The organism is Flavitalea antarctica, from assembly GCF_054461535.1.
The window spans coordinates 85,584-99,207 of record NZ_JBTLQG010000015.1 but is presented as its reverse complement, the minus strand read 5'-3'; the positions used below and the strand labels follow the sequence as shown (position 1 = coordinate 99,207).

At 44.8% G+C, this 13,624-nt stretch carries 9 protein-coding genes; 8 read left to right on the top strand and 1 reads right to left on the bottom strand.

Going from position 1 to position 13,624, the window contains the following annotated elements; genetic code table 11:
- Positions 1-65 precede the first annotated feature (65 nt).
- The 3 genes from ACX0G7_RS15090 to ACX0G7_RS15080 all read left to right on the top strand — a co-directional run bounded on the left by ACX0G7_RS15090 (position 66) and on the right by ACX0G7_RS15080 (position 2,565).
- The gene (locus ACX0G7_RS15090) at positions 66-362 is read left to right on the top strand and encodes a hypothetical protein (protein WP_458924328.1); all 297 of its coding nucleotides are present in this window, start codon (positions 66-68) and stop codon (positions 360-362) included.
- Positions 363-520: 158 nt separating this feature from the next.
- Positions 521-1,063, top strand: coding sequence for a hypothetical protein (locus ACX0G7_RS15085; protein ID WP_458924327.1), 543 nt, complete (start codon positions 521-523; stop codon positions 1,061-1,063).
- Between the two features lie 77 nt (positions 1,064-1,140).
- Positions 1,141-2,565: an RtcB family protein gene (locus tag ACX0G7_RS15080; RefSeq protein WP_458924326.1), complete on the top strand. Its 1,425-nt coding sequence runs from the start codon at positions 1,141-1,143 to the stop codon at positions 2,563-2,565.
- 15 nt (positions 2,566-2,580) lie between these two features.
- Here ACX0G7_RS15080 and ACX0G7_RS15075 read toward each other — a convergent pair whose 3' ends face one another.
- Entirely contained in the window at positions 2,581-3,576 is a 996-nt protein-coding gene (locus ACX0G7_RS15075; protein WP_458924325.1) for a ligand-binding sensor domain-containing protein, read from the bottom strand.
- A 478-nt stretch (positions 3,577-4,054) separates the two neighbouring features.
- Between ACX0G7_RS15075 and ACX0G7_RS15070 the strand changes: the two genes are divergently transcribed.
- From ACX0G7_RS15070 to ACX0G7_RS15050, 5 genes are all read left to right on the top strand, one after another.
- Positions 4,055-6,478: an ABC transporter permease gene (locus ACX0G7_RS15070; protein ID WP_458924324.1), complete on the top strand. Its 2,424-nt coding sequence runs from the start codon at positions 4,055-4,057 to the stop codon at positions 6,476-6,478.
- Positions 6,479-6,743: 265 nt separating this feature from the next.
- Positions 6,744-7,340, top strand: a complete 597-nt coding sequence (locus tag ACX0G7_RS15065; protein WP_458924323.1) for a TetR/AcrR family transcriptional regulator — start codon at positions 6,744-6,746, stop codon at positions 7,338-7,340.
- Positions 7,341-7,444: 104 nt separating this feature from the next.
- A complete protein-coding gene (locus ACX0G7_RS15060) occupies positions 7,445-8,590 on the top strand; it encodes an efflux RND transporter periplasmic adaptor subunit (protein ID WP_458924322.1) in 1,146 nt (381 codons plus the stop codon).
- A gap of 234 nt (positions 8,591-8,824) precedes the next feature.
- Positions 8,825-12,013 carry an efflux RND transporter permease subunit gene (locus ACX0G7_RS15055; RefSeq protein WP_458924321.1) on the top strand — a complete coding sequence of 1,063 codons (3,189 nt, stop codon included), beginning with the start codon at positions 8,825-8,827 and terminating at the stop codon, positions 12,011-12,013.
- 26 nt (positions 12,014-12,039) lie between these two features.
- Positions 12,040-13,590 (top strand): efflux transporter outer membrane subunit, encoded by a 1,551-nt coding sequence (locus ACX0G7_RS15050; RefSeq protein ID WP_458924320.1) that lies wholly within the window; start codon positions 12,040-12,042, stop codon positions 13,588-13,590.
- The last annotated feature ends 34 nt before the right edge of the window (positions 13,591-13,624 follow it).

Genomic DNA, 13,624 nt, shown 5'->3' with positions numbered 1-13,624 from the left:
TTGTTTAAACGATTAAACAATTTTGGATACCTTTGTGGTGTTTATACACATTAAAACACGTGAATATGGAAACGACGATGAAATATGTTGGATTGATCGAATGCGGAAATTCAAGCATTCCATCACTGGCACAAGACGTAACAATTTCGAATGGCTACCAGGTAACAAAGATTCTTCCCAGCAAGAAGGCAACTAATAATTTAGTAAAAGATCATTATCCGGACGCCGAGATGGTGAACGATAGCAGCTCGATAATAAATGACTCAAACATCGAATTGGTGATAATCGCCGGATCAACCAATGGAGACCTTGGTGTTGTAGCCCAGGCTCTGGGTGCAGGCAAACAGGTAAGGGTCCTATAAGGAACCGCCTGATTTTCGCTGATCTTCTTTTTGCCGATGTTGAAAAAACATCCCTCAGATCTGGTGTTGCAAAACATCCATCCAAACTTATGTCATAACGATACTTGCCTGCCATTGAGCAGGTTTTTGCGATTACACGTAACCCTAAAAGAATAATAATGAAACAACAACTTAACAGAATACCTAAAACAGTCGCCATCGTAGTTGATGACGAAAACAGAAATAAATTGATTGAATGGTCCTATTTCAACAAGGCCCTGTTGCGACAGCATAATATTGTTGCCAATGATGATATAGCGCTGATATTGACGGGTACACTCACCGTTCCGGTGACTTCTTTGCCCCATGGTACCTTTGGAGGCTACCGGCAGCTGGCGACAATGATCGAAAATAAGGAAATTGATTTCCTGATATGTATGGGGTCAACGGACAGGGGAAATAATTTCCAGACGGGAATCACTGACCTGATAGCACTTGCTACCGAACAGGATATTATGGTCGCGTCAAATGCAACAACAGCCAACGTGATTCTTGCCTCGCTCGATATGCAGGATACCGAACCGGAACTCATCGCCGGTCCGCAATCTTATCCGCGCACGGAGGCCGCGAAAGCAACTTTGAATGAGTTACAAAAGCATGCGCATACCGGTAACTTTCTTGCGGGAGCACATGGCAGTTTAAATCCCGGATTTTTCAAGTAGAAAATCAACGGGAGCATAGAATTTGCATATTACGGTGATGGAGTGTAATGCCCGGGCATTATACTTATTACATTGCCATGAAAAAAACGATTACAGGTAAAGATCTTATCCAGATTGGCTACCGGGAAGGTAAAATTCTTGGTATTGCGATCGGGTTGATAGAAACAAGTTTGGCCGGTCTGGATAAACCAAAGGTACTGGCATTGCTGAAGAAAGCGATCGCCTATCCCGAGCTTTTCCTGGAAGACGATGCGCTGAAGCCCCTGGCAGTTGCACTGGTGGAAGAAAAGAACATCCCGATAAGCGCTGGTATAGCCTTAAATCAAAACCCGCCAGGATACAAAATGTATGGCGGCGAGTTTATCGAGGAAGGTGCCAGGGATCAAATGGCGATTGCCATGCGACTGCCGGTAACTGTCGGTGGCGCCCTCATGCCAGACGCTCACCAGGGTTATGGACTACCCATAGGTGGAGTGCTTGCAACAAAAAATTCAATAATTCCGTATGGCGTTGGCGTTGACATCGGTTGCCGGATGGCTCTGTCCATATTCGACATTCCCGAAAGTCATTTTTTATCAAACGAGTCAAAGTTCAGGCGGGAACTTGTTGCCCACACAAAGTTTGGTGCAGGCGCGGCCTACACCGGGAAAAACAGGGCCGATCATGAAGTACTGGACAACCCGGTTTTCAGGCTTAATCATTTTATCCGGCAATTACAGGATAAGGCACATAGCCAGTTGGGTACATCAGGGGGCGGAAATCATTTTGTTGAATGGGGAATGATTGAATTCTCAACGCGTGACGAAAAACTAAATATCGGAAGCGGAAAGTATCTCGCACTGTTATCACATTCCGGTTCCCGTGGCATGGGCGCAACCATAGCGGGTCACTATACAAAGCTGGCCAGGCAACTGTGCCCTTTGCCAAAAGAAGCGGCCAACCTGGCATACCTTGATTTAAAAAGCGAGGCCGGCAATGAATACTGGCTGGCCATGAACCTGGCTGGCGACTATGCCTCTGCCTGTCACGATGTTATTCATAGCCGGATTGCAAAGGCGATCGGAGGGGCCCTCATCACAAAAATTGAGAACCATCACAATTTTGCCTGGAAAGAAACCTGGAATGGGGAAGAAGTGTTGGTTCACCGGAAAGGAGCAACACCTGCGGGAGCCGGAGTGATGGGCATCATCCCCGGAAGTATGACCGCTCCTGGTTTCCTGGTCAGGGGTCGGGGAGAAGAAAAATCTATTAATTCGGCTTCACACGGAGCCGGGAGACAAATGAGCCGGACAAAGGCTATGCAGAATATCTCACGAACGGAGTTAAACAAAATTCTGGAAGAACATGAGGTAACACTGATCGGTGCCGGCCTTGACGAGGCACCAATGGCTTATAAGGATATACATAAGGTAATGGCAGCACAAACTGACCTGGTGGACGTGGTTGCGAAATTTGTTCCTCGCATTGTCCGCATGGCAAATGACGGAAGCCGGGAAGATTAAACATCTTCCCCTCCTTTATTTGTTACTGTACACAGCCAGGCCGCCGGCAAGGGTGCCTATCCATTTTTTTCCGGCCCTATCGCGGGCAAGCGCAAGAACCAGGTTATCCCCGCCAGGAATTTTGATGACAGGTGCTGTTGAATTTCCGAATATGGAAAGATCCTTACCTCCCACCCAAACCTTCTCATCCTCAAGCAGCAAAGTTTTCAGCCCTTTGGCATCATCCGGTCCGGGAATTTCTTCTAACGCGCTACCATTCAATCGGACAACCGCTGAAACAGCAGTTCCGGTAAGCAAGGCAACAACAACATTGTTTTTGTCAACGGCTATGGAATATGGGAATGTTGAAGTGTAACCTGCATCGTTAAGTTTGTAAACGGTCCAGTTGTCCTGTTCCAGTTTTCTTATCCTGCCCTGGAACTGGAAATGATTGAAAGCACCTATCCAAAGATTGCCCTGTTGATCGGTTGCCATCGACAACAGGAGGTCATCACTTGTTTCATCATACAATTTCCAGTTATTGGCATTATCAATTCTTATCAACCCTTTAGAAGTTCCGACCCAGGTTCTTCCAAATTTTGAATCGTGTGTAAGGCTCATGATTGCATTTTCAGGAAGCATGCTGTTATCTGTCCTGTAAACCTGCCATGTTGAACCAGCATATCGGGCCAGTCCTTTATCAGTGCCCACCCATACTGTGCCGCCTGGCTCAACCGCGAGGGCCTGGATAAAAGACGAGGGCAGCACTGAGTTCTCACTCGTAAAAACGGTCCATACATCATCAATGATCCGGACCAATCCTTTGGAAGTCCCAACCCACTTAACATTATTATCTCCGATCGCAAGGGTGTTCACCTGGTTGTCGGGAAGTTTCGAATTGGTAGTGGTAAAAAATTGCCATTCCGGATCAGGCGGCTTACGGCCCCCATCATCAGAGATCACTTTTTCTTTGGTACAGGATGTTCCAAGAAAAATCATCATTGCAGTTATTATCATCACTATCTGCTTCATAGTTCTACATTTTGTTTTTGCGAAATATTGCGCTTTACAAGGTTTAGGCGCTTATCGCGGATTTATGCGATTGTACTCATGGACAACGCCATCATTGTTCACGGTTGCAAAGTATGCAGGTGACTATCTTGTATGCACAACCGAAAACGCCTGAATGATCATGTTGTAAATTGAATGCATTAACCAACATAACAATGCCCCTGATGAATTAACTGTCAAAAACGAAGCACCGGCTGTAAAAAATATTGCGCTTGAAAACCCCCAAAGGGAAAAGTCTATTGCTGACGAGTGTTACAGCGGCAGATTGAGATGTCCCGAAATGGAAAAGTTGTTTTGTTAAAAAACGTTAAGCGGCAGATTCAAAAGCCTGGAATAAACGGTTGATTGCGGAGCAAATGTTAAAACGGCAGATTCAAATGTTTTCACGATATTAGAGATGAGCTACTTTATCTTCTACGTCCCTGAAATTATCATGCTCATGAGCTACCTCAGACTTACGCGCCGGCATCTCTGGAATAACAGGTTGTATTCAGCCATCAATGTTTTTGGACTGGGTGCAAGTATTGTTTGTGTATTGTTCGCGATGATGTTTTGGTTTGACGAACGAAGTTTTGATGATTTTCATTCCAATAACCCGCATATCTACCGGGTGACCACTACATCAACCGATGTTAAAACCGGTGAAGTAAGAACCACAGGCGGCACGGGCCAGGTCCAGGGACCGGCATTTAAGAATGCGGTACCCGAATTACAGGAATACGTAAGGATTTTAGGAGGCGAGATATCTGCAGATGTGATTGCAAATGATAAGGCATTGCGCTTCAGCACAGTTTTTGCCGATGATAACTTTTTCCGCATCTTTTCTTTCCCGGTTTTACGCGGGAATGCCAACACTGCGCTTACCGATATATCGTCGGTAGTTATCACTGAAACTGTTGCCAGGAAATTTTTCAACTCTATAGACGTTATTGGGAAAACGCTTTCACTGGATTCCGACCCTTCTGCGCAGAAGTTAGGAAAACCTATGCAAATTACCGCAGTCATAAAAGATATTCCTTCTAACTCGTCAATCAATTTTGATCTGCTTCTACCAATGAAGTTCCTTCAACTATCATTCACTGATGATAACTGGCTCAATGCATACCTGGGAACTTATGTGCTGTTGAATCCGAATGCAGACCATAAGCAGGTGATCAGGAAGTTCAATGATGTTTATAAAATTCATGGTCATCAGCAACTTACAGAAAGTATCAAAACCTATAATCATGACCCAAAAATCCATTATGGCCTGCAGCCCTTGCGTGATATGCACCTGCAACCGTTAAAACATCCAAATCAAAGCTCAGAAAGCGGAATATCGAATACCAGTAACCCTTTGTATTCGTACCTGTTCCTCGGCATCGCGGGTTTTATACTTGCCATGAGCTGTATCAATTTTGTAAACATCACCATAGCAAATTCATTAAAACGGGCAAAGGAAGTTGGGATCCGGAAGATCACCGGTGGCAGCAGGCTGCAAATCATAACACAGTTTCTTGCAGAGTCTTCAGTGCTATGTTTAATTTCATTTATTATAGCCATGGCCGGCTTAAAATTCTGTCTACCTTTTTTCAATCTTCTTACCAACAAACAAATTGGTTTTGAAGGCATTTTTGAATTCAGGCTCCTGGGTTCGTTATTGGTAGTGTTTGTATTTATTATCTTATTTACCGGCTTTTATCCGGCTTATACGTTATCAAGATATACTCCCACCCAGGTACTTTACAACAAGTTGGTAGTTACCGGGAAAAACATATTCGGCCGCAGCCTGGTCGTGCTGCAGGTTTCACTGGCAGTGTTCCTGATGATTGCCACATTGGTATATTATCACCAGATGCGTTTCATCAGGTCCAAGGACCTTGGTTATGATCCCTACCAGGTTGTGTTCAGCTATATAAGCGGTAACCGGCCCCTGCCTCCTGCCATAAGAGCAATAAAAATTGAAGCTGCTTCAGAACCTTCCATTCAAAAGATTGCTTTTTTTGGCGATGGCAATGTATATGAGGTTAAAGTGGGGGCACAAAAACTGGATGCGGATTACCTCGTGATCGATGAAAACTATTTAGGGGTTATGAATATACCGCTGTTGATCGGACGTAATCTCGACCCACGGACATACCCGGCAGACAGCCTGAAATCTGTAATAGTAAATGAAGCTTTTGTGAGAGCAGCAAAACTTGAAAACCCGTTGGGCACACAGATAAAAACTGATGAGTATTTTGATAAAGAACCAAAAACAATAATAGGGGTAGTTAAGGATTATCACCTGAGATCGTTACGTGAACCTATCAAACCACAGGTAATGTTTATGAACAACTGGTACGGTGGAGGTATCTACGCAAAGCTCGAAAAGACCAACTTAAAACAAGGTCTTGTGGCGTTCGAGAAGATATACCGAAAAGCGGTTCCCGGGGCAGTTTATTCCTATAAGTTTCTTGATGAAATGAATTTGGAAAACTACCAAAACGAGAAACGCTGGCAGAAGATCATCACGGTAGCTGCAATCTTATCAATGATCATTTGTTGTCTTGGCCTCTTTGGCCTGGCACATATATCTGCACATCAAAGACAGAAAGAGATTGGTATAAGAAAGGTGCTTGGAGCAACAGCCATGCAGGTAGTGGCTTTGATTTCATCACGTTTTCTGAAACTTGTCGTCCTTGCTATTATCATTGCAGTTCCTATTGCGTGGATCATCATGAACAAATGGCTCGAAAATTTCGCTTATCGTATCGACATCGGGGGAGGAATAATATTATTTGCAGCAGCATCCGCCAGCATGATGGCGATCCTCGCGATCAGTATGCAGTCTGTGAGAGCAGCGCTGGCAAATCCCGTGGACGCAATTCGGAGCGAGGCTTAACTATTCCTGTCTACTTGCCTGAGGCTTTAAAAATATCCTTATCCCATTTCCTGAATTCATGATATTTTGATTTTGGAGACCCGGTATTCCACATACATTTCGTTCTAAGTCAAGAAATTAGCAAAGCGGAATATCTTTTATTCGTTTTGGCATTTGTTAGCAGAATGCAAAAAGAGTTAACGAATCAGAAAATAAATTTGGAAACGTTTGTGATCTGGCTGTACCTTTACCTAACGGTGTTAGATTATTTACAGCCGTAAAACAAATGGCAAGTAAGGACAGAATTCTGAGGTTGAAGGAAGAGACCAGGCTTAATATCCTGGATGCAGCTTTTCATATTGTCAAGAAAGAAGGATGGCAGGCGTTAAGCATGCGCAAAATCGCAGAGGAGATTGAATATACCGCGCCGATCATCTATGAATATTTTGCCAATAAGGAAGCTATACTGGAGGCTTTAAGTAAAAAGGGCTTTATTCTGCTGACGAAACAGATGCAGGAGGCAAGTGATAAAGCCGAAACACCAGCAGATAAAATTGAAGCTGCCTGGATGGCTTACTGGAACTTCGCCTTTGCTGAAAAGGAATTCTATCAACTCATGTTTGGCGTTTCGATGAACTGCTGTACACAGCAAAAAGGTCCGGAGATTGCCGGTCCCACTAACCTTGTTAACGGCCTGATCAGTCAGTTGACAAAGGATAATGAAGATGAGGAATCAGAAATCTGCCGGTGGTATTACACCTACTGGTCCATCGTTCACGGCCTTATTTCTATTAATCTTACAAACCGCGGAACTTCAGACAAGCTGAACCGAAGGATTCTCCAGGACGCGATCCGGGGAATAACCAAAGCCATCACGGCCTAAGGATCAGTTCAATAAGTTCGTCCCCCAATAACGATGCAAGCCGGTTGAAAAAACCGTTTTTTTTAAACTTTATTCTTAACAGTGTTAAATCGTTTAATGTAGTTATGAGAACTCCAATCATTTTAAGTCTTATCCTTGTGCTTGCAGCAGCATGTTCAAACGATAATCCACAACCACCTGCTCAACCACCAGTTGCAGAAGTAATCACAATAAGTTCGTCACCGGCCACTACGGGGCACGACTATACCGCAGCCATACAAGGAAAAGTTGATGTTGAAATCAGGCCACAGGTCGATGGATTTCTCGACAAGGTACTTGTTGATGAGGGTGCATTTGTGAAAGCTGGTCAGTTGCTGTTTAAGATCAACGATCAGCCATACCGCGAACAACTAAACAATGCGGTTGCGAACCTTAAGTCAGCAGAAGCACAGCTGAATAATGCAGCAATAGAAATAGAAAAACTAACACCGCTGGTAGAAAATAAGATCATCTCGGATTATCAACTGAAGGTTGCAAAGTCGGCTCACAGTGGCGCTGCAGCTAATGTTGAACAGGCGAAAGCCCTGGTTGCTTCAGCCAAAATAAAGCTAGGGTATACCAATGTAACAGCACCTGTCAGCGGCTATATTGGCCGGCTTCCGAAAAAACAGGGATCACTGGTTTCCCCCGCTGATCCCGAAGCGCTGACCAATCTTTCAGATGTGCATGAAGTTTATGCCTACTTCTCGTTGGGTGAAACAGATTTTATCAACTTCAAGTCACAACACGAAGGGGCGAGCATCAGTGATAAACTTAAACATCTTCCTGCTGTTTCACTGATCCTGCCAGACAATTCGGTTTACCCTGTTACCGGAAAAATTGATATGGTAGACGGAAGATTCGATAAAACAACCGGTGCAATCACATTGCGGGCAATATTTCCAAATCCCAACAACTTATTGCGATCTGGTAATACCGGCAAAATACGATTACAGCAACAACATCCAGATGCTATACTGGTACCGCAGTCAGCCACAGTTGAAGTGCAGGATAAGATATTTGTTTATGCCGTCGGCGACAGCAATAAAGTAAGCAAACAGCCATTACAGATCACGGGCAAAAGCGGAACGGATTATATTGTGAAAGACGGTGTAAAGGCCGGCGACAGGATAGTGATCAATGGTCTCGAAAATCTCAGCGAAGACCTCGTGATAAAGCCGGAAAGTCCAAAGATTAACACCCAGCTTTCAATGGCCGCAAAGAAAAACTGAAGGACAAAGTTGCGACGCATGTTGCATGCGGACGCGTTACTTGATATCACATCCTTCAGTCTCAGGGTTCATTAAATAAATTGTTACCGACCTAAATACCACCAGACAATTCAACACTACTTCCCGGACTAACACAAACCATACAGGTGCCTGCAATCATTAACGAACTGTAATCAGCTGACTACGGTAGAGGCAAACTATGTTCATCATTCAACAAGTATCAACACAACCATCATGTTTAAAAAATTCATCGAAAGGCCGGTTATGGCAACCGTTATCTCCATTCTCCTGGTAATGCTTGGAGTACTCGGCCTCTTCAAACTTCCACTGGAACAGTTCCCCGACATTGCGCCACCAGCTGTACAGGTTGCAGCATTTTATCCGGGTGCAAATGCAGAAACTGTATTAAGATCCGTTGCCCCATCACTTGAAGAAAGCATCAATGGTGTGGAAAATATGAGTTACATGAGTTCGACCGCCAGTAATGACGGATCACTCATCATAACCATTTACTTCAAGCTTGGAACCAATCCCGACCAGGCAGCGGTTAACGTGCAGAATCGTGTAGCACAGGCCACCAGCCAGTTACCGGCAGAAGTAGTACAGGCAGGAATCACGACATCCAAACAGCAGAACAGCTTGTTGATGGTAGTTGACCTGTATGCTGAAGACGAGAAAAATTATGATCAGACCTTTCTTGCAAACTATGCCCAGATAAATATCATCCCTGAAATAAAAAGGATCCAGGGAGTCGGGCAGGCGTTGATATTCGGTGGAAGTAAGGATTACTCCATGCGTGTTTGGTTAAATCCTTCACAGATGGCCGCTTATAACCTTACCCCTTCCGAAATACTGGCTTCGATCCAGGACAAAAACCTTGAAGCAGCACCGGGAAAATTCGGCGAAAGCAGTGGTGAAGCGTTTGAATATGTGATCAAATACAAAGGAAAGCTCAATCAACCACTCGACTATGAAAACATAATAATCAGATCCAACCCCGATGGCTCAATGCTGCGACTAAAAGACGTCGCAAAAATTGAATTTGGTTCGTACACCTATGGAAACTATACCCGTGTAAATGGTAAGCCAGGTATAAACATTGCGTCTTTTCAGCTTTCAGGTTCCAACAGCAACGAGATACAGATCGCTATCGCTGAGTTCATGGAAAAGGCATCAAAGAGTTTTCCGAAAGGTGTAAAACATCTCATCCTTTATAACACCAAAAACTCGCTTGATCAATCTATAAGCCAGGTCATACACACATTGATAGAAGCATTTATCCTGGTGTTCCTGGTTGTGTTTTTATTCCTGCAGGATTTCCGGTCCACCCTGATTCCTGCTATAGCTGTGCCGGTGGCGATTATCGGGACCTTCTTTTTCATGAACCTGTTTGGATTCTCGATCAACCTCCTTACCCTGTTCGCGCTTGTGCTTGCAATAGGTATCGTGGTCGATGATGCCATCGTGGTAGTGGAAGCGGTACATGCTAAAATGGAGAATGAACATCTTCCTCCAAAAGCCGCCACGGTTTCTGCTATGCGGGAAATCACCGGCGCTATTATATCCATAACCCTGGTGATGAGTGCCGTGTTTCTCCCCGTAGGATTCATGGAAGGCTCTACAGGTGTGTTCTACCGCCAGTTTGCATTTACACTGGCCATCGCCATTGTAATATCAGCAGTAAATGCGTTGACACTCAGTCCTGCCTTAACAGCACTGTTATTGAAAGACAAGCATGGCAAAAGCGCAGGCACAAGGAAACGCAGCTTTAAAGAAAAGTTCTTCGACGGCTTTAATACCGGATTCAATTCCTTATCCGATAAATACCTCGGTAGTATCAGGTTCCTGGTAAGATATAAGTGGGTGGGATTCGCCGGGCTTGCAATAGTGCTGTTATCTACGGCCTGGATGGTATCAAAAACGAAAACGGGCTTTATCCCTTCCGAAGACCAGGGCTTTATAGCCATTTCACTTTCCATGCCAGCCGGAGCCTCACTGCAACGAACAACCGAAGCTGTGAAAAAGACCGAAATCGCACTTGGAGATCTTGAGGCGAGCCGGACACTGATGGGCCTGTCTGGTTTCAATATGCTTACCCAGTCTTCAAGCCCATCGGCTGCCGTGGTATTTGTTCTCCTGAAAGATGCAAAGGAAAGAGGTAAAATAAAAGACATCAATGAGATCATGAATGAGATCAGGCAAAGACTTGCCGGTGTAAAAGACGGTAACTTCTTTGTGTTTACTTTTCCAACCGTTCCCGGTTTCAGCAATATCGATGGATTGGATCTTGTGTTACAGGATAAGACCGGGGGAAAGCTGGACAAGTTCAGTGGTGTTGCTCAAAACTTTATTGGCGAGCTGATGAAACGGAAGGAGATTGCTATGGCTTTCACTTCTTTCAAATCGGACTATCCGCAACTTGATCTCGAGATCGATGAAGTTAAAGCAGAACAACTAGGTGTGAATATAAAGGACATATTAAGAACCATGCAGGCTTATTATGGCAGCACACAGGCTTCGGATTTTAATCGGTTCGGTAAATACTACCGGGTGGTTGTACAGGCCGAAACGGTTTCGAGGGCTGAGCCATCTTCTGTAGAAGGCGTGTTTGTAAAAAACAGGAATGGAGAAATGGTTCCAATCAATACCCTGGTGAAACTGAAAAGAGTTTTCGGACCGGAGACGGTTTCACGTTATAATCTTTTCAATTCGATCGGCATCAATGCTATTACAAAACCAGGCTATAGCTCTGGTGATGCCATCAGGGCTGTTGAAGAAGTGGCAGCAGAGAAATTGCCTGAAGGTTATGCTTTCGAATTTTCGGGTCTTACCCGCGAGGAGATTTCATCAGGCGGGCAATCAGTTATCATATTTGCACTCTGTCTGCTGTTTGTTTACTTTTTGTTGTCTGCACAATATGAGAGTTACATCCTGCCGCTATCAGTTATTCTGTCAATACCTGTAGGTGTATTCGGTGTGTTTGCTGCGATTGGATTGACCGGGATCGAGAATAATATTTATGTGCAGGTGGCATTGGTGATGCTAATCGGTCTGCTTGCAAAAAACGCGATACTGATTGTAGAATATGCGGTTCAAAGAAGAAGGGCAGGAAAAACACTGCTTGCTTCAGCACTCGAAGCTGCTAAACTAAGGTTACGTCCCATTGTCATGACCTCTCTTGCATTCGTTGCGGGCCTGGTTCCAATGATGACAGCTTCCGGGCCTTCAGCGCAGGGTAATCACTCGATCAGTATAGGGGCAGCGGGAGGAATGATTACCGGGGTGATATTGGGTGTTCTGATTATACCAGTACTATTCATAGTGTTCCAACACCTGCAGGAAAAAGTGACAGGTAAACCGGTAATAAGATCTGACAGCAAACTGAGAGAACACGAAAAGAACCATCAGCCGGTAATAGCTTAATGATGATAATTAACAATAACAAGGAAATGAAAAATTATATATCGCAGATTATTGTGCCAATCTTAATTGCAGTTGTCACTGCATGTAATGTGTCGAAAGACAATGTGAAGCCCGATGCAGAACTGCCTGTGAAATTCAGGAATCAGGATTCAGCTAAGCCCGGTGCTGATAATTCCGGGGCTATCGTTGCCGACAGCTCAGCAAGAGACATTTCAAAACGGGACAGTTCCGCAAGGGAGATTTCAGCAAAGGACATTTCAGTAGGGGACAATTCAACAAGGGTTGATGACACTACCCGGAACAGGAGCATCGGGAATTTATCCTGGAAAAATTTCTTTACCGATCCGGTACTTCAGCGTCTCATCGATACAGCGATCGCAAAGAACTATGACATGCAGCTGGCAATAAAAAATATCGAGACAGCACAGTTACTGTTAAAACAAAGTCGCTGGGGTTATGTTCCCGACCTCGCCCTCCAGATTGCTGCCGGATCGAACCGGCCTTCAGATAACAGCCTGAACGGACTCAGCGCCAGCCAGTTTCTTAAAACGACGCATATCGAGGATTTCAGTGCCAGTGTTTCTTTATCATGGGAAGCAGATATCTGGGGAAAAGTCAAGAACCGCAAAGCTGCGGCCCTCGCAGGCTATCTGCAATCCGAAGAAGTGAGGAAGGCTGTTCAGACAAACCTGGTTGCAAGTATATCGCAGGCTTATTATAACCTCTTAATGCTCGATGAACAGTTGTTAATTTCGAAGAAAAACATAACACTAAGAGATAGCACCTTGAGAATTTTGAGGTTCCAATACAATGCCGGACAGGTTACGGCACTGGCTGTACAGCAGGCAGAAGCACAACAAAACACAGCCACGGCTCTTCTTCCGCAAATAGAGAAAGATATCGTGTTGCAGGAAAACGCCCTGCGTGTATTATCAGCCGAGTTGCCTTCAGCTGTTTTGCGCCAGGCAACATTGGCAGAGGCAAACATTTCCGATAGTTTAACTGCCGGCGTACCCACTGAATTGCTTAGCCGCAGACCAGATGTCAAAAGACAGGAACTTGAATTAAATATTGCTAACGCAGAGGTGGGCATTGCAAGGGCGAATATGTATCCGGCCCTGAGAATAACCGCAGCTGGCGGACTCAACGCTTTCAAAGCGAGCAACTGGTTCAATATACCAGCCTCGCTTTTTGGCGCAGTGACCGGGGGATTAGTGCAACCGCTCATTCAGAAAAAGCAACTCAAAACGGATCTTGAGATTGCAAAGGTTCGTCGTGAACAATCGGTTATCGAATTCCGCCAATCTGTATTGCTCGCTGTAGGAGAAGTTTCTGATGCCCTGGTAAGGATCGAAAAACTTGGCGCCGAACAACGGATCGTCAGGGACAGGGTTCTATTATTACAAAAAGCCACCAGCAACGCGCGACAGCTTTTTAGTTCAGGAATGGCAAATTACCTTGAAGTGATAACAGCACAAGGCAATGTTCTTCAAAGCGAACTTGAACTTGCTGCATTAACGCGGGAACACCTGGGAGCAAAGGTGGAATTGTACAGATCACTGGGTGGAGGATGGTGAACCTGGTGATCGGTCATGAGTCAGCTATAAGAAA

Bases quoted from the DNA above. Each gene is read 5' to 3' on its own strand.
- ACX0G7_RS15090 (WP_458924328.1), top strand. From the start codon at position 66: ATGGAAACGACGATGAAATATGTTGGATTGATCGAATGCGGAAATTCA.
- ACX0G7_RS15085 (WP_458924327.1), top strand. From the start codon at position 521: ATGAAACAACAACTTAACAGAATACCTAAAACAGTCGCCATCGTAGTT.
- ACX0G7_RS15080 (WP_458924326.1), top strand. From the start codon at position 1,141: ATGAAAAAAACGATTACAGGTAAAGATCTTATCCAGATTGGCTACCGG.
- ACX0G7_RS15075 (WP_458924325.1), bottom strand. From the start codon at position 3,576: ATGAAGCAGATAGTGATGATAATAACTGCAATGATGATTTTTCTTGGA.
- ACX0G7_RS15070 (WP_458924324.1), top strand. From the start codon at position 4,055: ATGAGCTACCTCAGACTTACGCGCCGGCATCTCTGGAATAACAGGTTG.
- ACX0G7_RS15065 (WP_458924323.1), top strand. From the start codon at position 6,744: ATGGCAAGTAAGGACAGAATTCTGAGGTTGAAGGAAGAGACCAGGCTT.
- ACX0G7_RS15060 (WP_458924322.1), top strand. From the start codon at position 7,445: ATGAGAACTCCAATCATTTTAAGTCTTATCCTTGTGCTTGCAGCAGCA.
- ACX0G7_RS15055 (WP_458924321.1), top strand. From the start codon at position 8,825: ATGTTTAAAAAATTCATCGAAAGGCCGGTTATGGCAACCGTTATCTCC.
- ACX0G7_RS15050 (WP_458924320.1), top strand. From the start codon at position 12,040: ATGAAAAATTATATATCGCAGATTATTGTGCCAATCTTAATTGCAGTT.